Genomic DNA, 25,125 nt, shown 5'->3' on the forward strand with positions numbered 1-25,125 from the left:
ATCAACAAACCAACCCCAAATGAGGTTGGTCTTATGGCTTTCAAACTGCGGGGCAGCAGTGCCATTAAGATAGCTTTTATCAGGAGTCCATTCTACTTTTTTGTGGATTTGCTAGGTTTTAATTCCGGAGTGTTTCCTGGTGTGGTCTTGTTGTCACGTCGACGTTGATCAGGTTTCCCTGTTGATTTGGCCTTTGGCTTAGGGCCTGGTTTAAGAGCCATAATGGTTTTCCTTTCGTGTTTAATGGTAAGTCGCACATGCATCAATATGTTGCATTGGTGTATCTGCTCAATAGATAAGGATAGCGTGGTATTTAAATACGTCTAGCTATCAGGTGCTAGTTCTCGACGATTTCTTTAAAAGTTACTGCTAATAAGAGTTTGGTGTCGCGGCATAACAAGCAAAGCAACGAACGAGATGCTGCTTTGGGCGTTGAATCCGGAGAGCAGATTCCAAACTTCGTCAGTTTGTTCGGCGACAATTAGGATGACCGGTTGACGACAACTATCTTGGCCGGTTGGGTGTAACGTTCGGTACTTTGATTTTCCCTTGGAGAACAGCGTGCCGGGATTACATATCACCCAACGACAAGAGGAGCTGTATATGCAGCATCGACAACGTGGTATCACCCAAGAAACCGCAGCCGCGAAGACAAATATTTCTGTTCGTTCAGGCCGTAGAATCGAGAAAGACCCAATCCACCATCCACCTGGGCGCCATTGGCGCACCCGCGAAGATCCGCTGGAGGCGGTCTGGGAGCGTGAGCTTGTGGCGTTACTCGAACGCGAGCCGAGCCTTACTGGACTGACGCTGTTGGAGTATTTGCAAGAGCACTACCCCGAGCACTACGATCAACGTGTATTGAGAACGTTGCAGCGACGGGTAAAGCAATGGCGTGCGCTGTCCGGCCCCGACAAAGAGGTGATGTTTCGCCAGCAAGCGGTGATAGGGCAGCAAGGGTTTTCCGATTTCACCCACCCCGATGACGCGGTTACCCTTGCGGGTCAGGCCTTTCCCCACTTGCTCTATCAGTTTCGTCTTGCTTATAGCGGCTGGCGCTCAGTCACAATTGTACAAGGCGGCGAAAGCTACGCAGCGTTAGCCTGTGGTTTACAGCGCGCACTGCAACAAGCAGGCGGCAGCCCGGTTGAGCATCGCACCGACAGCCTCAGTGCAGCACGCAACAATACCCAGAATATATGGACAGATGCATACCGCGATTTGTGTGATCATTATCGTATGCAGCCCACCCGCAATAACCCTGGCCAGTCGCATGAAAACGGTGTTGTAGAATGCGCCAACGGTTCGTTGAAACATCGCTTGTCACAACAGTTTAAGCTGCGTGGCAGTCACGATTTCGAGTGCATTGCGGCGTACCAATACTGGATCGACAAAACTGTAGCCAAGCTCAATCAGCGGGTTCGTTCGCGGTTTGCCGATGAACAAGCTGCACTGAGTCCACTGCCAGATCAACCTTCTGTTGACTATCAAGTTTTGTCAGTTCGGGTCACTCGCTCTGCTACGATTGAGGTTCGGCGGGTGGTTTACTCAGTACCCTCACGACTCGTCGGCGAGCGTCTGCAACTACGCTTGCATCACGACAAGCTCATGCTCTATGTCGGACAAACCTACGCGCTCACTTTGCCGCGTGTTTATCCAAAACCGGGCGAGCAGCGTGCACGCCGCATTGATTACAAACATGTGATTCGGGCTTTAGCATCCAAGCCTCAAGCCTTCCGCTACTCAAGCTTACGAGACGATTTGCTGCCTAACGAGGCATACCGGCAGTTGTGGCGATGTGCGGATCAACACTTGGAAAAACGCGAAGCGTGTAAATGGATGGTAACCGTTTTGCGCCTAGCCTTTGAATACGATTGTGAAACTGATTTGGGTGAGGGTTTACTGGCCGGCGCCTTGCTTGGCGAGTTCCCATCAATCCTCGCGATTCAAGACCGGTTCCTGAGTCACCAGACACGAGAGACTGAGACGAGGCAACCGGTACAGCATTCACTGAAGGCATACGATGAGCTGCTGTGGGCCAACCCCCGCAATACGTTTGAGGCGGTGTACTCATGAGTGACGCCGTACTGTTATTGCTTAAAGAATTGCGCCTACCGGGCTTCGCCCGGCATTACAAAACGCTGTGGCAAACGGCAGCGGATAGCGGCTGGTCTCACGCTGATTACCTGCTCGCGCTGTGCGAATATGAAATGGCGGATCGGCTCCAACGCCGTATACAAAAGTGGCGTCGAGAATCGCAGTTAACGACGACAAAAACGTTTGCCACGCTCGATAGAAAACCGTTTAGCGGTCAAAATCAGCGCAGCATCGCTAAGCTTGAGCAAGACGTAGAGTGGGCGCGCCGCAGTGACAACGTACTTTTGATTGGCCCGAGCGGCACAGGTAAAACACACCTTGCCAGCGCCTTGGGGCACGCACTAATCGAACAGGGCATTCGCTGTAAATGCTTCCCAGCAATCGCCCTGGTGCAGCATCTCCAGCAAGCCAAGCGCGATCTTGACCTCATGACCGCGATGACGCGACTGGATAAATACGCGGTCATTATCCTTGACGATATTGGCTACGTGAAAAAGACGGATGCAGAAACAAATGTGCTGTTTGAATTTATCGCGCACCGATACGAAAGCGGTACGTTAATTGTGACAGCCAACCAACCCTTTAGCGCTTGGGACAGCATATTCACAGACGGAATGATGACCGTTGCCGCCATTGACCGCCTGATTCATCATGCGACCATCATTGAACTTGAGGGCGAAAGTTATCGTAAGCAACAATATGTTGAAAAGGCTAAATCAGCAGTGAAAAGAGAAACCACCTAACCGGCCATCATAGTTGTCGCCGACCGGCCAAGATAGTTGACGCCAGACATCAGTTTATGGCCAGTCCAGGAAATGGCCGATTAGATGCGCGGGGATTGACGGTGGCAGTAAGAAGGTTGCTACATACATAGTCAATCCTGTGTGTACCTAGATTCAGGGGGCGGCATTTCCGTTTTCGTGGGGTGGTATTCTATCAACATTGTGAGCCTATCCGTCTATAGAATGGTATAGCAGTGGAATATCGCTATGATTAAGGATTGGAAGATCACAAAAATATAGCAATAACGATATTTACAGGTAAATTTAGCTGCTATGTGAATGTCGTATGTTTGTAGTGTATAATTGTCGTATATTTGTATAAGATAATTGTCGTATCTTTGCGGAGGTTGCCATGCGCGTCAAAACGTTGAAAAGTAGAGTCAGGCTCCGTATTAACAAGAGCAAGGGGGCGGTATTTACTCCTGGGGATTTCTTTGACCTCTCGGGTCGTGATCAGGTGGGTCGCGCCTTGCGTGAGCTGGTGGCCGAGGACACGATAATTCGGTTTGGACAGGGTCTCTACGCTAAGGCTAAGCGGTCGTCAGTGACCGGCACCATTATTCCTATCAAACCGCTCCCCGATTTGGCGCGAGAGGCCCTTGAGGAAAAGTTAAAGGTGAAGTTGATGCCAAATGCCGATGTGGAGCGCTACAACAGCAGTGAATCAACACAAGTGCCCACCGGCCGTGTTATCACCGTGAAAGGCCGCGTTAATCGCAAGATGTCCTTTAATGGCAAATCGATAAAGCTTCGGAATGTATCCTGATCCCCTAGTCATTGCAGAGATTGCGTCGGAACTGGTTATAGATCCGGCGTTTATCGAAAAGGACTGGTATGCAGTCCAAGTCCTGCGTGCGGTCGCTGCCCACGAGAGTGATGAGATGGTAACGATCTTCTCGGGCGGCACGTCGCTCTCGAAGGGCCACTAGTTAATTGAGCGCTTTTCTGAAGATCTGGATTTTCGGTGCAAGTACAAGAACGAGGGTACGCAAGCGCACCACAAAAAAGTGAGACGCCGGTACCGAGAATCGATGCTGGCGACACTGAGTGGTGTTGAGCATATAGATTTAGATCCTGAGTCCGTAGGTAAGGGGAGCGAGCATTTTAAGGTCCCGCTGCTCTACCCAAAGAATTTTGAGATTTCTTCTGCGCTTAGGACGGATTTGTTGGTGGAGTTTAGCTTCACACAGCCTCATGAAGCGCCGGTACTAAAGCCCATTCAGTCGATTATCGCTAAGTACACTGATGGCGAGCCTGAAGTGGAGATCCTTTGCCTGCCTCCGATAGAGATCGCTGGTGACAAAATCAATGCGCTGATGTGGAGGACACTAAATCTCGTGCGTGGTGATGAGAACTACGATCCGGCCACCATGCGCCACCTGCATGATTTAGCGGCATTGCATGGGGAGATCATGGCAAACCCCGCGCTGTTTGTTAGTCTTGCGCGCAGAGCCTTTGCCGCCGATCAGCTACGTGGGCCGCGGATGCTAGAAGACCCGCTCTATGAATCATTGGTGCGCGCACATAGACAGATAGGCAACAAAAAATCGAGTAGCGCCGAGTACCGTACATTTGTCGACGCCATGTCTTATGCTGACGATGACAATACGATTCCGTTTGAGCTGGCGCTGGACAGCTTTGAGCGTCTCGTGGCGCTATTCGCGCCCGAAAGTTAACTCACGTCAGCCGCTGGCTAAACTTTGATTCACTCCCATTTGGACCTGCATGTGACTACCCACCCTGAACCGCCCGTTGCTCTCGTCAAAACATGGATTACGCTATTCACCTCGGACCAAGACCAAGAGGTTAAAGACCGCGCGTCTGAAATGCTGCTAAAAGCCTTTGGCGACATGAAGGCGGTTGCTGCCTTTGTCGAAAAGCACAAAATTCAACTGCGCTAGGTGCAATCCGCATTACAAGACCTTCTCTGATCTTTGTTTCAGATGCATTATATTTAGGCGGTTCGTTGGATTACGCTACTAATCTCCCTGCTACGTCGCCTAGCCGAATCTCAACTGTACATCCCGCATTAAACGTTAAAAAGTCACTCTCAATTCCGTCTGAAAATATGACCCCATTCTCCGGCATAAATGACTCTATCCGCAGTGGGCTTAGTTCATTGACCTGGCCACGTGTTAGCGTGGTCCCAGTTTGCTTGCTAGGGAAGGGCTCTCTTACCGTGAATATCAGCATCTTGGCATCCCATGCAAATCCGCTGCCGACATGTGGGTCCGTCATTGTGCCAGTAATACCCTGCGCCATGGCGAGTAGGCTTTGGTACCAGCCGGTGGAGCCTAAGCCAGTAGATATGATGATGCCTGATGAACTCTGTACTTCGCTGCGCTCTCCCCAGTGGAGTGCATAGCGGGCAGAGGTATGGCTTTTAGGGCCAATAAATAAATCGTTGACGGCCAGCATGGTTTGGCCGTCGTTGGTGCTCGCCCTGGCGAGGGTGATCTCCTTGTGGCTTCGCTTTCTGCGAAGCACTTCGTCGATAACTAGCGGTAGATCTGCGGGTAAAAAGGGCAGCAAAACACCATCCCAACGTTGTGGGTCAGGATTGATCGCGATCACAGGATTTCCATTCAGGTACTTCAACGTATTGGCGACTAAGCCGTCTTGGCCAATGACAACTACCGTATCATCAGTATTAAACCTGTAGCTCGGCAGCATTGCGCGTTCAAGCACCTGAACTCGACCGCGCGCTTCTAGAGTACGACGGGCTTGTTCCAAAATGTGCCGGTAGTCTTGGTCTTCTTGCTGATAGTCCGCAAAGTCGGCCCCCGATTGTTCAAGGTAGAAGCGGGCTTGTTGGACGGTGTTAAACCGTTCGACAAGTTCTGCCAGCCGCGTTTTACGATGGATGAGGATAATCCGTGTGCTTTGTTCCATCATTGCCGCTCCTTTACCCGTTATAGTCTTTGAGTAAGCTGTTTAGGGTATCTGGGCCGATATGCAGGCTGCCAATCTTGTTTGCATTGACGGCGAAGTTGTCCATGGCTACAGCAAACAGTTGCTGGGGATCCATACTGGCCATGGCCATCGCTTTGACGTACTCAACAGGTACCGAGCTGGCGGCTTTGGCCCGAATCTCAATGGCGTATGCCTCTGCATCGGCTTCAATTTTCTTGTTGGTTTGCGCCAGCTCTACTAGTGCCTTACGAGTCTCTTCTGCGCTGATATCCGCAGCCATCTGCTCCGCACGTGATTCGGCGCGCTTGCGGGTCAGAGTACGCTGATTATCTAACTCTGCCTCGGCGATTTCCTGCTGCTTATTGTTAATCGTCATTTCCGTTTGCAGCTCGGCTTCTTTGATAGTCCGCTCTTGCTCAACGGCTGATTTTCGGCGGTCGTAAATAGCGTCGTCAGCATCTTTAAGAATAGATTCGCGGGCTTCAGCCTCAAGTGCCTTGGCTGTTTCTGGTGTGGGGGTGAGTGCGACCAGCATGGCGTCTATCACGGTAATCCCCAGTTGCTGCAAAGGTGTGCTGCTTATAAGTGCGGTCTTAAGGCGTGTATCTAACTCCTTGAGACGCGTTAAGGCTTGACGCAGTGTGGTGGTTTGAATCTCTTCTTGTATCACCCCTTGCGCCACACGAACTACTCGATCACCTAAGGTGGTCGGATCCTCAGAGATGTATTCCTTGCCGTTTTCGTTCAAGGTGAAGTTCAACATGTCGGCCAGCTTCTGTGGATCGGCTGCTCTGTAGCTGAGTTGGCCCTGCACGCGCAGATGTTGGTAGTCGGCTGTTTGCAAGTTGAAGATGAAGGGTACGTCCTTCGCGCTCATTGGTATTGCGGTAAGCGACGTCTTGGGCGCGTAGTAGAAAAAGCTTAAGCCTTTCCCTTGGCGTTTGATTTGTCCACTGCTCGTTTGAATAACATGAACAGTGGGGTCTGCTTTGAAGTATTGAAAACCTAGCATGGTGGCGCTCCTTTTGTGGCTATAAGACACTATTTGGCTTAAATAGTGTCTTATCGCCACTTATGCGTCAAGTGTTTTTAGTGGCTTTTGGACGATTAATTGTTAGAATTTAGCTAAGCGATTGAAGCTAATGCAAAAACGTTCGAGCTGAGGTGTGTCATGGCCAAATCACCGGCCCCGTACAATATCCATGATTATGATGTGCCGCTAACCACGGTAGACAGTGTGCTATTCACGGTTCACGACGAGAAGCTTAAGGTTCTCCTCGTACAGCGTGGCAATGTCCCTTTTGCCGGCAAGTGGGGATTGCCTGGTGGGTTTATTGAGCAAGGAGCTGATGCGGATTTGGAAATGTGCGCTATCCGCAAGCTCAAAGAAAAGACGGGAATTGCTCCACCTTATATTGAGCAATTGCTCTCCCAGGGCGGGGCAAACCGAGACCCTCGTGGTTGGAGCGTTACCATTGTTTTCTATGCACTAGTGGCCCATGTGAACTGTGAGCCACACATCGATTCGGTGACCGACGTACAGTGGCGGGAGGTTAGTTCACTGAGTGCTAAAGAGCTTGCTTTTGATCACGGTCAAATCATTCAGCTTGCACATGAGCGGCTCCAGCAAAAGGCCCTGTACTCGATTGTGCCAGCCTATGCGCTGCCGAATGAGTTTACTTTTACCGAGTTACAGGCCCTCCATGAAGTCATTATCGGGACGACCCTTGAGAAAAAATCATTTAGGCGCCGCATCGAAAAAGCAAAGCTATTGATCGACACCGGAAAGTCCACGGTCGCCCGAGGCAGGCCAGCCAAACTATATAAGGTGAAACCTGAAGGGCGGGCTTACCGCTTTGTACGAAATTTAGAATCGTAGTACAACTAAAGGAAAGTTCTTATAGCTGTGGGGCGTGGAATGACTGAGAAAAAAGCCATTGTGTACGTAGATATGGATCATGTTCTTTGCGACTACGCTACCGGCTTTGCGCGACATAAAGCCGAGTATCCAAACCTGGCTTTTCCGCAAAGCGTGCCAGGGCTATATGAAAGTCTTGATCCTATGCCCGATGCCATCGAATCGTATATGTGGTTGCATGAGCACTCAAAGTTGGATGTATATGTCTTAACGGCCCCATCGATAAAAAATCCCCATTGCTATGCTGAAAAGCGAATCTGGGTCGAAAACCATTTGGGAATGGCGGTTGTACAGAATCTGATAATCAGTCCGCATAAACATCTTAGCAAAGGCGATTATCTCATCGACGATATGCCGTCGGGAAAAGGGCAGGATCGTTTCGACGGAAAATTAATACTATATGGTTCTGAGGAGTTTCCGAATTGGGTAAGTGTGACCAAGTACTTTAAATCGCAAATTGAATGTTAAACGAAATGATTTGTTTCGAAGGCGCTAAAGAAGTCGATCTTATACTGCTGTAAACATTGCGATGCTTTTTTTCGGCTTATAATTTCGCCAAACGAAATTCTATTATGACGGCATTTACGTGCACTATAAACGCCCCTGACTATAAATACATACTTATGGCGAGGTAGAAGATGCTAATGTAGCGTAAAAAAGCTTGGTATATTTCTTGGTCTAGCTGCGTCGCATAAGCCGNGAATTTACAATAATTGGCAAATTCAGTTCCGAAAGCTTGATAAATTAGCAGAACATAGGACGAATTTCGTATGTTTCCGAGCTTTTGCATAGATATAGAAATTTGCACTTATTGTGTAGGAAGTTGCACGGTAGGTCAGTTCTTGGAGTGGCTTTAGCGAGAAACTACGCCATCGATTGGTGTTGCGATGGTTAGTTTTGGATTATCGCATAAGAAAATAATGAAGTATTTGTGAGGAAGTGAAAATGGCAGTAGTTCTCGAAGCCGATTATTTAGTTGTTGGTGCCGGTGGGATGGGTATGGCGTTCGCGGATGAGATACTTTCTCATAGTGAAGCTACTATTATCATTATCGACAAAAATTTCAGTCCCGGTGGCCATTGGAATTACGCATATCCTTTTGTGCGTCTTCATCAAACATCAACATGTTACGGGGTGAATTCCACAGAGTTGGGTGGGGATCAGCGAGATGAGTTTGGTTTGAATAAAGGGTGTTATGAGCTCGCTAGTGGTCGCGAAGTAGTTGCCTATTTTGATAACGTTATGCGCCGTCGATTTCTTGCGTCAGGACGCGTTCAATATATTCCAATGTGCGAATATGACAAGAATACTGGCACAGCTAAAAATTTAGTCAGTGGCGAGATATATGAATTTCGTGCCAAAAAAATTGTAGATTCAACTTACCTAAATACCACCGTACCTTCTCAGCGTCCACCGACTTTTGAGCTCGCAGCTGATACCAAAGCAGTCGCGGTAAATGAGCTGCCGAGGGTGGCACCGTATTACGATAATTTTGTTATCGTTGGTTCTGGGAAAACGGGTATGGACGCCGTGCTGTTTTTATTAAGCAACGGTATAGATCCCAATAGGATAACATGGGTGATGCCGGCGGATGCGTGGATGTTCGATCGCTTTACTGTGGATCCTGGTAGAAAATTCAGTGACCCAGTGACTCAGTATGCAATAGGGATATTGGAGTGTGCGCTCGAGGCAGAAAATTATCGCGATTTTTATGACCGTCTTGCTGGTCGCGATTTAATTGTGCAACTAGATTCAACTATTAAACCTACTCGCTGGCGTTGCGCAACCTTCACTCAGCTTGAGCTTGAACAGCTTCGTCGCGTAAAAAATATTGTTCGAATGGGATATCTTGAAGCGGTAACAGCTACAAGTATGCAATTGTCTAAGGGTACGTATGCTGTTCCAACGAATGCGGTATTTATCGACTGTGCTGCAGACGGTTTACCTAAAGTTCCAGAAGTAAAAGTCTTCGATGGCAACAAAATAACGCTGCAAACCGTTCGTATGTGTCAGCAAGTTTATAGTGCCGGTTTCATCGGTAACGTGGAGTGTAACGTCGACGCTAGCGAAGACCGTAAAAATGAGCTGTGCCAGCCTGTGCCACTGCCGTATCTCGAAATTGATTACTTGCGCTGCGCGCTTTTAAATAGCAAAAACATGGGTGTTTGGTTAACTGAGCCAGCTGTTGTTAAGTGGATCAATGAGTCGCGGACAGATCTCTTTAGCCCACTTCTCGATTTTGATGATCCAGAGATCGCGGCAAATATACAAGCGATGGGTGAGTTGATTCAGCAGGCTATTCCAAAAATGGAGTCACTTTTAAGCGAGGGTATGCAGGGCGCTCAGTAGTAGGTTCTCATTAGTGGTTTTTAAAAAAATATGAGGGCGCCTGTAATGGGCGCCTTTTTTAATTGAAGATAAGGTGTTGAATTTGCGCTTTGAAGTTGTAGTCAGGTGCTGATAGTTTTCTGGTTTAGTTGACTATTTTTCAATGCTTGTCGTTTTTAGAAATTGCCATACACCGACTAGTACTAGGGCGATCATTATGTGTACGCTGACAACCGGAAAGTATCCGGAAATGTAAATAATGTCGTTTGCGAGCCCGGCCTTAAATGGGCCTCCACCGAATGCAAGTCCACGAGTGCCAAATAATGCGTTGAGGGTGGCCTGAATAGTGAATAGCCATGTTGTAGTTAGCGCAGACCAGAATAGCCATTTTATCTGAGTATTACTTAGTGAGATGAATCTGCCTACCGCTCCGATTCCAAGTAAGATCAGGCCGTGGGTAATTGCCTCCATGTGAGCCATGCGCCATGCGCGCCCATCGTCTGGTATGTTAACTTGAATATCGATAGGAAACGGCCATAGTATGATGCGTTCAAGTAGTGCAAAAAACCAGGTCCAGCCTATCAGCAGGCTTAATGCGAGTAGCCCGAATCCGTTAAGTATAAATAACGCGCGAGTTCTGTCTGTCATAGTTTTTATCCAGTCGTAATTGATGATTATTGTTGTATTTTTAAGGAGCAATATTATCTAAAAATAGCTTAATAATTTTTTATTTTTATTCTATTTATTAGAGTGTTGGAGGTTGTATATATTCAGTCAGCCTTAAAATTTAAAAGGGGTTGTCATCTCAAATAAACTCCTTCTTCGTCTTGTGCGATACGTTGGTTAGTCTAACACCGTCTGGCTTGCTGATCCTCTCTGGTCTGCATTCTATTAACGTATCATGACTGCGTATTGCAAGATTTTGATACTCAAGTGTTCCGTTTTCCTTCCATTTCAATTCTTCTGGTTTCAAGTCTCGCTTGATCTTCGCTGGCGAACCAAAAATAAGTTTATTTGATGGTGATTCAAAAGAGTCAGGTACTAGGCTATTGGCGCCTATAATGCAGTTTGCACCAATGTGTGCGTTGTCTAAAACAGTGCAGTTTATTCCTACCAAGCAATTTTCTTCTAGTGTGCATCCATGGATTATACTGCTGTGTCCGATGTGGCTGTTTCGTCCGAGCAGGGTTTGTTTTCCGGGAAAGCTATGGATAACACAGCAATCTTGGATATTTGACCCTTCGTCAACATATATTTGCCCAAAGTCTCCGCGTAATACGGCGTTAGGTCCGATGTAGCATTTCTTTGAAATAATGACGTCACCGATTATTACGGCTGTGGGATGCACATAAGATTCTAGGTCAAGGTATGGGGTGACGCCATCTATAGCATAAAAGGTCATAGGGCAGTGATCCGCATTGGTGTGGTTTGCATAACATGATACATAATAATATTTTTATGTATATATTTGTGTTTGGTTTATTGCCTGGGGAGTTGTTAGTTAAATTGGTAAAAGTATGATTAATGCAGTGGTTTTCTATGTGCGGAGCGAATATTCAGTGGTGACAGTTGTAAGGTAATGAATTCAAGTGAGATTTGCTTTCGAGTCGGTTTGCACGCTTAAGCAGGCCCTCTGCACCAGCTGCGATGTTTGATTTAACCTTTTAATGCATATTGCTCCATATCAGGAGGAGTAAGAATATGCCCAACTTAAAATCACGCATTAAATCTGAGCTAGATCCAATAGAGGTAGCTAGTAGAGAAGAGATTCAATCGCTGCAGCTTTCACGACTCAAAAAAACGCTCGAGCATGCGTATAAGAATGTACCCTTCTATAAAGACAGCTTTGATAAAGCAGGTGTTCACCCTAGCGATATAAGTTCGCTGTCCGACTTGTCTAAGTTTCCGTTCTTGGTGAAGCAAGATCTTCGAGACAATTATCCATTTGGTCTTTTTGCCGTTCCGAGGGAAGAGGTCGTGCGAATTCACGCCTCGAGCGGGACGACGGGTAAGCCTACGGTTGTTGGGTATACCAATAATGATATCGATACATGGGCTGATCTGGTTGCTAGGAGTATTTACGCCGCAGGTGGGCGTGCGGGAGATATTATCCACATTGCATATGGGTACGGTTTATTTACTGGTGGTCTTGGTGCGCATTACGGTGCTGAGAGGCTAGGTTGTACGGTAATACCAATGTCCGGTGGTCAGACAGAAAAGCAAGTCCAGTTAATTCAAGACTTCAAACCCAAAATAATCATGGTTACACCATCATACATGCTTAATTTGATCGAGGAGTTTGAGCGTCAGGGGATAGATCCACGAGAAACTAGTTTAAAAATCGGCATCTTTGGTGCGGAGCCGTGGACAAATGCGATGCGTAAGGAGATCGAGGAGCGTACAGGCATAGATGCTGTGGATATTTACGGTTTATCCGAGGTAATGGGGCCTGGTGTTGCAAGCGAGTGTGTTGAATCGAAAGATGGGCCGGTAATTTGGGAGGATCATTTTTATCCGGAAATCATAGATCCTGTTACCGGAGAAGTCCTGCCAGACGGAGAGGAAGGTGAACTGGTATTCACTTCACTTACTAAGGAAGCGCTGCCCGTTATTCGTTACCGAACCCGTGATTTAACTAAGCTGCTGCCACCAACATCTCGTGGGATGAGAAGAATAGGGAAAATTACAGGCAGGTCGGATGACATGCTTATTATCCGAGGCGTGAATGTCTTCCCTACGCAAATTGAAGAGCTCTTACTTAAAATCCCAGAGCTTGCGCCGATTTATCTAATTGAAGTTTCAAAAGATGGAAATTTAGATTCTGTGTCCGTGTCCGTAGAGCTAGATCAAAGCGCGGCAGGCGTTTCGATTGACCGCAGAGAAGAGGTCGTTAAACAGCTTCAGCATCTGGTAAAAACCTACGTTGGAATAACTATTAAGATTAATTTGCAAGCTCCAGGTGAGATGGAGCGATCGGTAGGTAAAGCTAAGCGTGTTATAGATCGTCGATGATATGAGTGCCTACATTTGTGGTGCAGTGAGAACACCATTCTGCAGTGGCAAAGGCCTGCTTTCTTCATTTAACGTTGATGCTCTTGCCGCGCTGCCGATGTCTAACTTAATTAGCAGAAATAAACGTGTAGATTGGTCCGCAGTGGAGGCCGTAATCTTAGGTTGTGCCGATGAAGCCGATGAAGACGGGGGCAATACGGCTTACCGTGCCGCAGTTCGAGCTGGGTTTTCGTCGGATGTGATTGGCGAGATAGTCAGTCGATCAGTAAATTCTGGCTTGCATGCTGTTAGTTTATCGGCAGATGCAATCTTATCAGGAAAGTGGGATTTAGTTGTTGCAGGTGGCGTAGATAAAATTCATAAAGACGCCAATTTTCTGTTAAGCGCAAATAATAATGAAGATGGCTGTTTGCTTGAAGTGAGATCAGCTGCTTCGCGCAATGGTCTTAGCTTAGATGTAGAAGCTATGGAGAGTTTGGCTAACAGCTTTGCAATATCGCGTGAAATGCAAGATGAGTTTGCGTTGCAGAGCCGCTTGCGGTGGCGCCGCGCCGCGGGTACAGGTTTCTTTGAGCGAGAAACTATGGCCGTTAGGCAGCCTGAGGATAGTAATGGTTTCGTTGTTCGCGCGGATTACATGGCGGCATCGGCTACCTCACTTGTAGATTTATCTAAATTGAATCCACTCGCTGGCAACGGTGGCACAGTGACAGCTGGCAATATCTCGGCTGGCAGGGTAGGTGCTTGCGCGCTATTGCTTTCGTCGGAGGCTGCCGCAAATCGATACGGTTTAATTCCTCGGGTAAAAATATTGGCGCACGCGATGGTGTGTGTTCCGGCGGAAAAAATAGGTGTTGGATCCGCTGTCGCTATCAACAAAGTGCTCGGTGTTACTGGTTTGTCGCTATGGCAAATGGATTGTATAGAGCTAAGTGAGGACTCTGCCGTTCAGGTTTTGGCGATTATTCAGGAGCTAGACCTTCCGGTCGACTCCGAGCGCATTAATTCAAATGGTGGATCAATCGCAGTTGGGCATCCCTTAGGTGCAACCGGCGCACGTTTAGTTATAACTGCAATTAATCAGCTAGAGCGAAATGGTGGTCGGTATGCTCTTTGCGCAGTGTGCGATGGTGCTGAAAACGCTGTGGCAATAATAATCGAGAAAATAAAATAAATACAAAGCAGATTTCGGAGGAAATATGATTAAGGTCAGTGTGATGTACCCGTATAAAGACGGCGCGATATTCGACCACGAGTATTATAAAAACAAACATCTCCCATTATTGAAGGAAAAAATGGGTGATTATTGTGTTAGATATTCGGTAGATCGAGGACTGAGCGGAGCGGTGCCGGGTAGCCCGCCAGTGTATATAGCTAGTTGCCATATTTATTGTGAAAGTGTCGAGAGTTTTTATGCCGGTTTTGGCCCGAGCCGGAAGGAAATTCTTGCGGATGTTATAAATTATACCGATCTAACTCCTGAGATGCAGATTAGCGAAGAGGGGTGAACTCCTTTCTGAGTGCAAAATATGCACACCCACCGATGCGTTGTGCACGATTGGTTTTGCGCTATGCGGCTTATTGCAGCGATATTTAGATAGCTTGACCTCGTAAAAAATTATAAAGGAGAATTACATATGAGCACGCATAATTCGAACAGTTTTGAGCCGCTTGCTCTTAACCACTTTGTGAGTGGAATGGATATGGCTGCCTCTGATGGTGGAAGGCTGTCACTTATTAGCCCCGTTGACGAGTCGGAGTTTGCGACATGCGCGCGTGGCACAAAAGAAGATTTGGATGTCGCAGTCAGTGCTGCGCGAGGTCAGTTTGATGGCGGTGAATGGAGTAAGCTTAGCGGTTCAGATCGAGGTGTTCTGCTAAATAAGCTTGCTGACTTGGTTGAGCGCGATTCAGCTCTGATTGCTGATATGGACGCACGTTGTATAGGCCGTGTCGGGATCGAGCCGACGTTATTAGATCTGCCGAACTCAGTGCAGACATTGCGAACCTCTGCTGGTTGGGCAGACAAAATTGAAGGGCGAACTATTCCAACTCCGGGGTATATGGGGCGATCGACGCTTTCTTATACGCTGCAGCAACCAGTCGGTGTGGTAGGTGCAATTGTGCCGTGGAACACCCCGTTCATGATTACCTGCTGGAAGCTTGGTCCTCTACTCGCTGCTGGTTGCACAGTAGTTGTTAAGCCTTCAGAAGAAACCCCGCTTTCTGCTCTGCATTTAGCGAAACTGTGTAAAGAAGCAGGTTTTCCTGATGGTGTGGTAAATGTTGTTACTGGCTCGGGAATTGTAATTGGACGGGGGCTCGCAGAGCATCCTGGTGTTGATAAGATTACATTCACCGGTAGTCCTGCTGTTGGGCAAGACATTCAGCGCGTAGCAGGTAAGCAGTTTAAGCGAGTATCGCTTGAGCTTGGTGGTAAGAGTCCACAGATTGTTTTTAATGATGCAGACATTGACGCGGCCATTGGCGGGTGCGCAATGGGTGTTTTCTTTAATCAGGGGCAAATTTGCGCCGCGGGTTCTCGTATTTTGGTTCACAACGATATCGCAGATGAGTTTGCCGAAAAATTGGCTGCGGTAGCAAATGGGATAGCGGTTGGTGATCCACGGTCTGACGGTATACAGATGGGGCCCGTCGCTAAAAAAGGGCAGTTTGATCGAGTTAATAATTATATTCGCACCGGTGTAGACGAAGGCGCAAAATTACTAGCTGGAGGCGAGAGCGAATATAAGAAAGGTTGGTTTGTGAAGCCGACAGTATTTTCCCGGGCGACAAACCAAATGACGATTGCCCGAGAGGAAATTTTCGGGCCAGTAGCGACAGTGATTCCTTTCTCCGACGAGGCAGAAGCGTTGCAGATAGCTAACGACTCCCAGTATGGGCTTGCGGCAACTATTTGGACTAAAGATGTGATGCGTGCTCACCGCTTAGCTCGAGGCTTGAAGGTGGGTGCGGTTGGAGTGAATTGCTGGGCTCCGATTGACGCTCGGCTACCCTGGGGTGGCACAAAATCAAGCGGTATCGGCCGGGAATGTGGTTTGTCAGGTGTTTTGGCATACACTGAAGAAAAAGTCATAACCATTTTGACTGATTAGCATTTATTCCTATAACGATCTATGTAGAGCGTCGCTTGCTATTTGAGGCGGGGCTCTATACTTCGCATTGCCTAGTTTTATGATCATCACCCCTAGTGGTCTGGGCGTAGAGTAAGGCAATCTTGCCCCTCACCTTGTGTGCAATTCTTCCTATCTGTAAAACGTATTAATTTCTAGGCCGGCTAAAAAATACCTCGGTTTGCTTAAGTAATCGGCTTCAGTGGAAGCGATAAAATATATTGCTGTTTAGCTAGCTTCCGCCGTGCTTTCCGTAACTTAGCTTGTGTTGAGTAAGAGGGCTATGCGTAGCGCATGATACATTTTAATCTTTTTAATCAATTAGTTACCGTAATTTTGAAAAAATACGAAGTAGCTATATTGATTTGATACAAAAATAAGTGGCAAGTTTTAAAAATGACATGTAAAGTAGCGTTTAAGTTAGCAGATACTTGTCGCTTGTCGCTTTTGGCTGATATAAGTGTCGCATATGATGTGAAGTGTGCGCTAACTCCAGAAAATAGTGCTGATAAGCGGTAATATCACTTATCAGCACTGGCTCAAAGAATGAATGCCTTCACGCTCTACGAGGGTAAATACTAATAAAATACGGCTTTTGTTAAGAATCAAGGTTTCTATCAAAAGCTAATTATTTCATGAGGTTGGTAATATGCTTTCTAGCTTGCAATATAAAATGTCAGGTCATGGCGTCCTAATGATATTTTGTACGTTATTATTTGGTGTGCTTTATTGGATGAATCTAGTGGGTGGCTTCGAAATTGTACCTGGATATATGGTGCATTTTGATATTCCGGGGACTCCTGAGGGATGGAAGCGAGCGCATACTGGGCCGGCGATGAATGGAATGATGGTCATTGCTGTGGCATTTGTTCTTCCTACGCTGAATTTTTCCGAGAAAATGGCGAAGATACTTGGTTACATCATTATTCTTGATGGCTGGGGGAATGTTGGTTTTTACTTCTTTGGTAACTTTACGCCTAACCGTGGTTTAAGCTTCGGTGACAATAAATTCGGTAGTGGCGATATTTTCAGTGCATTGGCACTTGGGCCCGCATATTTATTCGGTGTTTTGGCGCTTGGTGCATTGTTTATTATTGGTGTGAGAGCCCTTCAAGTCGCGAAGATCAATAGAAGCAGAATGTAGAAAATTAATAGCTGATTAGGCGTCCAAGGGGTGCGGCAGTTTTAGGCTTAAGGACTAGAAATTTTGCCGCACGTCTTAGTCTGTTGAGCGGTTTGAAATATTCGGTATCAGCTTACGCTAAATAATTATATAAAAGAGTAGCTAATAATGAATGAAGTATTCGATACAAGTAGTCATCAAGCTGTGTTTTCTCGGTTAGGTTGGTGTACCTCCAATACGAAGCAGCTTGGTAACTTTCGTGAGTGGCAGGATTTTGTTCACGACAATTTTCCGTGGCTAGAGCACAGAAATAATACTAGCGGGCAATTTGAGGCANAAGTAAGTACGCATCATTTTGGTAATGATGAAGTCAATGCAATAGATCTTAGTACGATTAGCGCATCTGACGGCGAGGTTATTAGAACTCGGCATTTAGCAGAGGTCGCAGATGCAGGATTTATAAAAATTATTTGGCAGTTAAATGGAAAAATTCATTTAGAGCAAAATAACAAAAGTTGTTTGATACTTCCTGGGCAGGCTGCTGTGTGCGATACAGCGCGCCCTTATAAAATCGGAATGACCGACAGCTCGCGATTCGCAGTGCTGACTCTGCCGCATCAAGCGTGTGTCGGCTGGGATTATATTAGTGAATTTATATGCGGTACTAGGTTGCAGAACGGAGCTTCAATTAATGCTGCCTTAGGTTCGTTGATGGCGCTTGCCGCTGCAGACCAAGATTCCGTAACGAGTGAAGATGTTTTAACTGTTATTCAAGCTATTCAGTTAATGACTACCAAAGCTCTTCATCGCTCGGCGGCGACTCAAGGCGTGTCGAAATTTGATAATCCGAGGCTCTATAAGGTTCAGCGCTACATCCTTGAAAATATTTCAAACCCAAACTTTGGTACAGACGATCTAGCTTCAGCAATGTGTATGTCTCGTCGATCTTTGTATATGCTTTTTGATGGTAGTGACACCACGCCGGCCAGATTAATTCGAGATACTCGTTTAGAGCTAGCAATGCATATGTTGGCTGATAACGGGCAGGCTCATAGGAAGATTACAGATATTGTGTTTGATATTGGGTTTAACGACTATGCAACTTTTAGTCGTATATTTAAAGTGCAATATGGTAAGACGCCAAGCGAATTTCGGTCGGCAACATTGGCATTGTCAAGAGGTGGTGTTCATTAGGTAATAATTTTAACGAAGCCAATATTGGTGCCCTGAGTGGTGTATCTCGGGGCGTTAATACTTTCTCTATAAACCCTCAAACCCTCAAACCCTCAAACCCTCAAACCCTCAAACCCTCAAGCTCTCAAGCCCTCAAACCCTTAAAGCTAACGTTTGGCTAGACCTCTACCTGTGGAATTATTGATATTTTGTTGTGGCAGAAAATGAATAATGAGCACGCTAGATCATTAAGTTTGCACGCATAGGGATGCTTGACTCATTAATTAAATAGATTCTAGTGCTGCAGGAAATATTTAGCGAGGAGAGAGTTAATGTCAGCCATTAGTCGTCGTTTAGTTCTAAAAGAGCGCCCAAGATTTCAGATACCAACCGCAAAATGTTTTCGGCTTGAAGAAGTCGTTATTCCTAATCCAGGTCAGGGTCAAATTCGCATTCGTACTACTTGGTTAGGCATAGATCCAAATCTTTTTTCTAAAGTTAAAAAGGTATCAGATCAGTCAAAACCGATCGCAATCGGATCGGTAATGTACGGCGCTACGGTCGGTCGGGTTGATATTTCAAATCATCCAGATTTTAAAGAAGGTGATGTTGTTCACGGTTTGTGGGGGTGGCAGGATTATCACGTCTGTGATGGTTCCGGAATTACTAAAATCAGTGATGACGGTTTGCGGCCTTCTTATTATCTTGGCGCGCTTGGTGCGGCAGGTTTTGGTGCATATCTAGCGGTTAATGAAGTTCTAAAAGTTAATCAAGGTGATGTCGTTTTTTGTAGTGCGGCCACAGGTGCTTTGGGCCAAATAGTGGGTCAGCTAAGTAAACTGAAGGGCGCCATGGTTTATGGCGCTGCAAGTTCAGATGAAAAATGTGGTTTGGCTGTCTCCGAGCTAGGTTATAAGGATTGTTTTAATTATAAAGCGCCTGACTTTGAGCGAACCGTAAGCGATCGAATTGAATCCGGTATAGATGCGATGGTTGTGTCTGCTGGCGGTAAAACATTCGATGCTACCTTTCCAATGATGAATGTCGGCGGTCGCATCGCTGTTTGTGGTTTGATGGCCCTTTACTCTATGTCGCAATTACCGGTGACGCCAGACCGATCATTTATGATTTTGAATGAGATTTTATTAAAGCGATTAAGTGTCAGGGGTTCTATGGTGCTGGATAAACTAAATACCGAAGTGCATGCCAGGTTCATGACTGAAATGACGTCTTGGATAATTAGTGGAAAGATTAAACCGGTTGAGCACGTTATAGAGGGTTTGGAGAACGCGCCAAATGCGCTGAGAGGTATTTTTGACGGTGAGAATTTAGGGAAATCTGTAGTTCATATTTCCGATTAATAATGGGGTCATTCAATCATTAGAATTTGAGCTATTTGATACGTGCTGCACATAGTGTCACTCAAATTGCACTTTGCAACAAGCATCGTAATTTCAAACTGAGAGAATAAAGATCTAGTGATGACAGAAGTGGGGCTATAACTTTAAAAAGTTATGGAGTTGCCTAGCGGGCGGATGCGGTTCGCTTTTCATTTAAGCCAGTTAAAAGAATATAAAGATATGGAAAATTTAAGATTTAAAATAGCTCGCTGGATCGTGTCACATCGCGCTCAGGTTGCCTGCGTATTTCTTATTATTACTATTGGATTTGCCATTGGTGTGCCACGGGTAGACATAAGAACCATATTTGCAGATTTACTCCCTTCTGACGATCCATTTGTTCAGACTTTTAAAGATCACCCTAATTTCGGTAATCCGTTAACAATTACCGTAATGGTAAAGCGTTCGGATGGTGGGAATATCTATAACGAAGATACCTTGAAGAAGGTGTGGGATCTTACTAGAAATATAGATCTTATAGAGGGTGTTGATCACGATAGGATTGTTTCGATAACAACTGAGAAGGCGAATTATGCTGAGGCGACTCCTATGGGAGTCGAGATGCAACCTTTAATGGGGGATCGAATTCCCAAAGGAAAGCAGGAGCTTGATGCCCTTCAGCGGAATGTAGAGCGCTCGCCAATGGCGCGAACCTACCTTGTCTCATCCGACGAAACTTCAACACTTATTCGCGCAGGCTTCCACGAGCATTTGTTAGATTATGGTCATGTATTTGATGAAATTCAGAAGCTTGCAAAGGATGCTGAAGATGGTAGCCATACCATCCGTGTCGTTGGGCAGCCGATCCTGACGGGGTGGGTATATCTTCTTCAGGAGCAAACCTACACAATTTTCGCGGTAACTGTTGGCTTGCTTATCATCGCTCTTGCCTTCTATATGCGGAATTTCGCTGGCGTCGTCACCCCGGTTGTATGTAGTTTTGTCGCCGCAATATGGGGCTTCGGTTTGGTTGGTTGGTTGAAGTCGCCAATTGAACCATTACTTATGGTTGTACCTTTGCTTTTAGTGGCGCGGTCTTTCTCTCACTGTGTTCAGTATACAGAACGTTATTACGAGGTATTTAGTGAGCTTAAAGATCGTAAATTAGCATCTGAAGCGACGCTAGCAGTGATGATGGCGCCTAGTGTATTTGGCATCATTACCGACATGGTCGCGATAATGTGTATCGGTGTAGCGCCGATCCCAGCGATGCAGAGATTTGCTTTGTTCTGTGGTTTCTGGGCATTTTTCTTAATCCCGACGGGCGTCATGCTAATTGCCGTCATGCTCTCATACCTACCTACTCCAAAAAACATCGATGACATTATTGGTGACGATCGCGAAAAAGGCATTCATGGTTTTCAGAAGCGCGTTCTTGAGGGTGTCGCTTCTTTGATTACTGGAAAGCGCATTCCTAAGATAACTGCAACTATCGTATGTATTGTATCAATAGTGGTTATTATTCTTTCGCGGCAGGTTGAAATTGGGAACCCCACAGAGGGTAGTAATCTCCTGTGGGACGATTCTGAATTCAATGTTGGTGTAAGAGATGTTAATGATCACTTTCCGGGAGTTAACTCCCTGGAAATTATTCTTGAAGCCAAGGATCCAGATAATGTCCAGCAGCGTGCTGCCCGCACGGAAGAGGCATATGCCTTAACCAAAGAAATATTACGTGTTGCTTTAAGTCAGGAGCATCCAGCAAAGGCCGCGCGCTCATTCTCGGACTTTATGGAGGAGGGGTCACGTCTTTACTCTGGAGGCCATCCAGCGTGGCTTTCATTAGACCCCACTGATAGATCAGTAAACGCTGCGGGTGTAGCTGTAGCGTTTGGTCAAAATCCACTGAACTTTGCTGACGTCGCTGATTTCCAATTCCAACACAGTGCTATATCTCTGTTTTACAGAGACAACAAGCAAGAAACCATCGAAAGAGCACTAGTTGCCGCGCACGCTGCAGTTGATGCTGTGGGTACAGATCATAAGGGAATTACTGTCCGAATGGCATCTGGGACTATTGCCTTGCAGCACGCGATGAATTCTGTAGTTAAACGTTATGAATGGATTTTGCTGGGGCTTGCATGTCTCGCGATATTCTTTATCGCAAGCTATATGTACAAATCATTCGTTGCCTCGCTTGTGTTACTTGTGCCGGTAGTTTTAGCAAACTTCTACCTCACGGCGACGATGTCAGTCTTGGGTATTGGTCTAGATATTAATTCCGTGATGGTGGCTGTTCTCGGTGTTGGTGTAGGTATCGATTATGGCATCTACTTGTTGTCACGAATTTGCGAGGAATATCACGCACAAGGTGAAGACTGGGATCGAGCCATAACAGAAGCACTTACAACTACCGGTAAAGCAATAATGTTTACCGCTTCTATTATGCTGATCGGGATTATGCCTTGGTATTTCCTGTCAGATCTAAAGTTTATGGCTGATATGGGTCTGTTACTTTCAGCAATTATGTTGATCAATATGGTGCTTGCTTTGCTTGTGTTGCCGTTGATCGTATCGGTGCTAAAACCTAAGTTTGTAACGAGAACGGACTTGATGGTTGGTGAAGGTATTGACCTCTCTTGGTTTAGTGAAGAAAAAACACGAGAAAAAGAGCAGGGCGTTAGCGCATAAGTACTATTAGTTGATCGAGCAAAAAAACCGTAAAGTCGCAAGCGGTTAGATATTGCGACACGTAAATAATAATTCACCGGAGGGTGTTATGCATATTCGTAAATACGATTTAAATTTTGGCCGGCGTGAGCTGCTTAAAGGTATAGCGTGCGGTGCCGGTACCGGTATTCTGATGCCAATAGAAAAAGTTATGGCTAAGGACATGCCTCTTACAAACGCATATCCCGATGAGCTATATAGCATTGAAGCACAAACAAAGGGGAAAATTAGCGTAGGAGATTACATAACTAAGGCAAATGTAGAGCATGCTAAACACATTCTTGATCCTTCAATGTATGACCAGATAAAAAATGCTGGGCGTCGAATTAAGATAAAAGCTCCAACTACTGATTTACGCCAACTCTTTAACCATGCTTATTACGAGGCAATGCAGCGCAACATAGCTGAGGGTCGAACAGGTAAGTTTAATGCAGATGGAAATGTGGTGGACTCACAGGGAAATCCTTGGGGTGGTGGTGTTCCATTTATTAGTCCAAAAACCGGTGTTGAAGTCTGGGCAAACATGGCGATGAGCTGGGGCCGTGCAGATGCCAACACTTACGCAATTAAGCAGTGGGACTTTGGTGCTGATGGAAAGCTAGAGTATCAGTACGACTTTCAATGGGTGGAGCTTCAAATGCAAGCGCGGACAGATAGAAAAGTGTTCCGTGGATATGATAAGGAGCTTAGAAGACAAACTGTTTATTTTACTAACTCCGCAGATGTTCGCGGTACGTCATTTCTAAGTAACTGGTCTGTAGATCAGCGTCAGATTCCTGATCTGTATGGTTACTTGCCGGAGTTTCGCCGCGTTAGACAGTTCCCGGCCAACCAGCGCTTCGAGCCGCTTATCCCTGGCGCGACTTGGTTCCTTACCGATCCATGGGCAGCCGGCGATCCGTTCTTGACATGGGGTAATCATAAGATTGTTGAGCGGAAACCAATGCTTATCGCTTGTAGCGGTAACTTCTCTGGAACGGATGATAACTGGCAGCCAAAAGAGCAGGAAGGTAATCCTATATTTTGGGAGTCGGAATACGAAATGGCACCGGATATTATCGTAACTTCATGTGAGCCTGTAGCCTTTCCTCGGTCACCAGTGAGTAAAAAGCTGGTATATGTTGATGCCCGTAATAGCGTGCCGTGTGGTTGCGTGAGATATGACCGTCAAGGAAAACTATGGGCTAACTTCGAAATGGCGTTCGGTCAATTTGTTGGTGGTGGTAAGGATGGCAAGCGAGTAGTCATGAGCGCGGATGGTAAGACACCTGCATGGTCTTGGACTTACTGTATGATTTACGACCATCAGAACAAGCGTATGTCGCGTACCCATCATGCCAAAAAAGGCGTTGGCACCGAATCTTTATTCCAGATTGATGAAGATTGGTTGTTTGAAACCTATTGTACTCAGCAGGCATTGCAGTCGCTTGGTCGTGCATAACTAACACTGCTGTTATGTAAAACGCGGTGTATTGGCATCGCGTATTTACTGCCTGATGAAGGATGGAGATTGGGAATGAAGTCGCGGCTATCAATTTGGTATTTGGCACTTTTGATGTTGGTATTAATTAAGCCAGTTCTGGCTGCGGATGTAGATGAAAGTCTCAATTCCGTAGTTAGCCAAGCAACACCGACAGATCGCTTATTTAGTGTCGATTTCAATAAAGACACGGGCGTCGCAGTGGGTGAAGCTGGCTTAATAATGCGAACTGACGATGCAGGTCAAACTTGGAAAAAAGAGAAGTCACCAACAACTCTCGGCTTAATTAGTGTCGCCCATAGTGGCGGCAGAGAGATTGCTGTCGGGCAAATGGGTGTCGTGCTAGTACGAGAAGGCACGTCTGCTTGGAAAGTATCTGACAGCGGCTCAGATATGCGCTTATTAAAAGTTGATATAAATAGTCACGGTTTAGCTGTAGCAGCAGGTGCCTTTGGTACCCTTCTGCGTTCAAAAGATGGCGGTAATAGCTGGGAAACAATAGTTCCCGATTGGGCTGCACTATACGATTCAGGTGCTGGTGATACGGCTGTTATTCGAGACGAACCAACCAATTACGTTGTTAAAGTTCTAGAAGACAACAGAATTATCGTTGGTGGTGAATATGGTCAACTAAATGTATCAGAAGATGGTGGCGATACTTGGTCTATTTTGTATCGACATCCAGAAGTAGATGGAGATACAGCGGCCACATTCTTTGATTTGAAACTGTCGGGAAAAACTGGGTATGCGGTTGGTCAAGCGGGTTTGGTTATTCGCACCGATGATGCCGGCAAAACATGGACATCAGTTGCAGCTAATACTAAAGGTAGTTTCTTTGCAGTTACGTATACCGGAGCAAGCAAAGTATTTGTGGTTGGCCAGCGGGTGGCGATGAAAAGCATCAATGGCGGCGAGAGCTGGGAGCAATTTGAACCTTTAGATCTTAGCCTCAATTGGTACTCGGGCTTAGGCCAAACTGCACCTAACAACGGCCGGATTGTGGCTGTGGGGCATAGCGCGCGTATCTTGTCTCTTTCACCTTTTTAATAACAAAGTTTCTACGTGGTTATATCGCTGTAAGAATCTATAGTGAGG

22 protein-coding genes are annotated in these 25,125 nt (G+C 46.3%); 18 read left to right on the plus strand and 4 right to left on the minus strand.

What is annotated here, in order from left to right; all coding sequences use genetic code 11:
* Positions 1–603 precede the first annotated feature (603 nt).
* The 5 genes from istA to AELLOGFF_RS14820 all read left to right on the plus strand — a co-directional run bounded on the left by istA (position 604) and on the right by AELLOGFF_RS14820 (position 4,780).
* Positions 604–2,076 (plus strand): IS21 family transposase, encoded by a 1,473-nt coding sequence (gene istA, locus AELLOGFF_RS14800; protein ID WP_159269685.1) that lies wholly within the window; start codon positions 604–606, stop codon positions 2,074–2,076.
* Positions 2,073–2,840, plus strand: coding sequence for an IS21-like element helper ATPase IstB (istB, locus tag AELLOGFF_RS14805; protein ID WP_159269687.1), 768 nt, complete (start codon positions 2,073–2,075; stop codon positions 2,838–2,840). Before istA ends, istB begins: the two co-directional genes overlap by 4 nt.
* A 391-nt stretch (positions 2,841–3,231) precedes the next feature.
* Positions 3,232–3,645: a DUF6088 family protein gene (locus tag AELLOGFF_RS14810; RefSeq protein WP_159269688.1), complete on the plus strand. Its 414-nt coding sequence runs from the start codon at positions 3,232–3,234 to the stop codon at positions 3,643–3,645.
* A gap of 166 nt (positions 3,646–3,811) precedes the next feature.
* Positions 3,812–4,555, plus strand: coding sequence for a nucleotidyl transferase AbiEii/AbiGii toxin family protein (locus tag AELLOGFF_RS14815; RefSeq protein WP_159269770.1), 744 nt, complete (start codon positions 3,812–3,814; stop codon positions 4,553–4,555).
* Positions 4,556–4,606: 51 nt separating this feature from the next.
* The gene (locus AELLOGFF_RS14820) at positions 4,607–4,780 is read left to right on the plus strand and encodes a hypothetical protein (protein ID WP_200842743.1); all 174 of its coding nucleotides are present in this window, start codon (positions 4,607–4,609) and stop codon (positions 4,778–4,780) included.
* Positions 4,781–4,850: 70 nt separating this feature from the next.
* On the opposite strand, the gene AELLOGFF_RS14825 is transcribed toward AELLOGFF_RS14820, so the two are convergent.
* Positions 4,851–5,774, minus strand: coding sequence for a sugar kinase (locus AELLOGFF_RS14825; protein ID WP_235035694.1), 924 nt, complete (start codon positions 5,772–5,774; stop codon positions 4,851–4,853).
* A 10-nt stretch (positions 5,775–5,784) separates the two neighbouring features.
* Positions 5,785–6,804, minus strand: coding sequence for an SPFH domain-containing protein (locus AELLOGFF_RS14830; RefSeq protein ID WP_159269772.1), 1,020 nt, complete (start codon positions 6,802–6,804; stop codon positions 5,785–5,787).
* 159 nt (positions 6,805–6,963) lie between these two features.
* Here AELLOGFF_RS14830 and AELLOGFF_RS14835 point away from each other — a divergent pair, with 159 nt between their 5' ends.
* From AELLOGFF_RS14835 to AELLOGFF_RS14845, 3 genes are all read left to right on the plus strand, one after another.
* A complete protein-coding gene (locus AELLOGFF_RS14835) occupies positions 6,964–7,671 on the plus strand; it encodes an NUDIX hydrolase (RefSeq protein WP_159269689.1) in 708 nt (235 codons plus the stop codon).
* Between the two features lie 39 nt (positions 7,672–7,710).
* The gene (locus AELLOGFF_RS14840; RefSeq protein ID WP_159269690.1) at positions 7,711–8,178 is read left to right on the plus strand and encodes a 5' nucleotidase, NT5C type; all 468 of its coding nucleotides are present in this window, start codon (positions 7,711–7,713) and stop codon (positions 8,176–8,178) included.
* Positions 8,179–8,655: 477 nt separating this feature from the next.
* Positions 8,656–10,059, plus strand: coding sequence for an NAD(P)/FAD-dependent oxidoreductase (locus AELLOGFF_RS14845; protein WP_159269691.1), 1,404 nt, complete (start codon positions 8,656–8,658; stop codon positions 10,057–10,059).
* 132 nt (positions 10,060–10,191) lie between these two features.
* On the opposite strand, the gene AELLOGFF_RS14850 is transcribed toward AELLOGFF_RS14845, so the two are convergent.
* Together AELLOGFF_RS14850 and AELLOGFF_RS14855 are read right to left on the minus strand one after the other, a co-directional pair.
* Positions 10,192–10,686, minus strand: coding sequence for a hypothetical protein (locus AELLOGFF_RS14850; protein WP_159269692.1), 495 nt, complete (start codon positions 10,684–10,686; stop codon positions 10,192–10,194).
* A gap of 157 nt (positions 10,687–10,843) precedes the next feature.
* A complete protein-coding gene (locus AELLOGFF_RS14855; protein ID WP_159269693.1) occupies positions 10,844–11,440 on the minus strand; it encodes a DapH/DapD/GlmU-related protein in 597 nt (198 codons plus the stop codon).
* 299 nt (positions 11,441–11,739) lie between these two features.
* On the opposite strand from AELLOGFF_RS14855, the gene paaK reads away from it, so the two are divergent.
* The 10 genes from paaK to AELLOGFF_RS14905 all read left to right on the plus strand — a co-directional run bounded on the left by paaK (position 11,740) and on the right by AELLOGFF_RS14905 (position 25,077).
* Entirely contained in the window at positions 11,740–13,050 is a 1,311-nt protein-coding gene (paaK, locus tag AELLOGFF_RS14860; RefSeq protein ID WP_159269694.1) for a phenylacetate--CoA ligase PaaK, read from the plus strand.
* A gap of 1 nt (position 13,051) precedes the next feature.
* Positions 13,052–14,224: an acetyl-CoA C-acyltransferase gene (locus tag AELLOGFF_RS14865; protein WP_159269695.1), complete on the plus strand. Its 1,173-nt coding sequence runs from the start codon at positions 13,052–13,054 to the stop codon at positions 14,222–14,224.
* A 25-nt stretch (positions 14,225–14,249) separates the two neighbouring features.
* The gene (locus tag AELLOGFF_RS14870; RefSeq protein ID WP_159269696.1) at positions 14,250–14,558 is read left to right on the plus strand and encodes an EthD family reductase; all 309 of its coding nucleotides are present in this window, start codon (positions 14,250–14,252) and stop codon (positions 14,556–14,558) included.
* A gap of 129 nt (positions 14,559–14,687) precedes the next feature.
* Complete coding sequence (locus tag AELLOGFF_RS14875; protein WP_159269697.1) at positions 14,688–16,166, plus strand: aldehyde dehydrogenase family protein; 1,479 nt, start codon at positions 14,688–14,690, stop codon at positions 16,164–16,166.
* Between the two features lie 691 nt (positions 16,167–16,857).
* Positions 16,858–17,328, plus strand: coding sequence for a styrene-oxide isomerase StyC (styC, locus tag AELLOGFF_RS14880; protein ID WP_419183928.1), 471 nt, complete (start codon positions 16,858–16,860; stop codon positions 17,326–17,328).
* A gap of 147 nt (positions 17,329–17,475) precedes the next feature.
* Positions 17,476–18,501, plus strand: coding sequence for a helix-turn-helix domain-containing protein (locus AELLOGFF_RS14885; RefSeq protein ID WP_159269699.1), 1,026 nt, complete (start codon positions 17,476–17,478; stop codon positions 18,499–18,501).
* Between the two features lie 311 nt (positions 18,502–18,812).
* Positions 18,813–19,841 carry an MDR family NADP-dependent oxidoreductase gene (locus AELLOGFF_RS14890; protein WP_159269700.1) on the plus strand — a complete coding sequence of 343 codons (1,029 nt, stop codon included), beginning with the start codon at positions 18,813–18,815 and terminating at the stop codon, positions 19,839–19,841.
* 219 nt (positions 19,842–20,060) lie between these two features.
* Positions 20,061–22,511 carry an efflux RND transporter permease subunit gene (locus AELLOGFF_RS14895; protein ID WP_159269701.1) on the plus strand — a complete coding sequence of 817 codons (2,451 nt, stop codon included), beginning with the start codon at positions 20,061–20,063 and terminating at the stop codon, positions 22,509–22,511.
* An 88-nt stretch (positions 22,512–22,599) separates the two neighbouring features.
* Positions 22,600–23,991 carry a DUF1329 domain-containing protein gene (locus tag AELLOGFF_RS14900; RefSeq protein ID WP_159269702.1) on the plus strand — a complete coding sequence of 464 codons (1,392 nt, stop codon included), beginning with the start codon at positions 22,600–22,602 and terminating at the stop codon, positions 23,989–23,991.
* A gap of 75 nt (positions 23,992–24,066) precedes the next feature.
* On the plus strand, positions 24,067–25,077 hold the full coding sequence (locus AELLOGFF_RS14905) for a WD40/YVTN/BNR-like repeat-containing protein (RefSeq protein WP_159269704.1): 1,011 nt from the start codon (positions 24,067–24,069) through the stop codon (positions 25,075–25,077).
* The last annotated feature ends 48 nt before the right edge of the window (positions 25,078–25,125 follow it).

This window comes from Zhongshania aliphaticivorans, from assembly GCF_902705875.1.
Classification (GTDB): domain Bacteria; phylum Pseudomonadota; class Gammaproteobacteria; order Pseudomonadales; family Spongiibacteraceae; genus Spongiibacter; species Spongiibacter aliphaticivorans_A.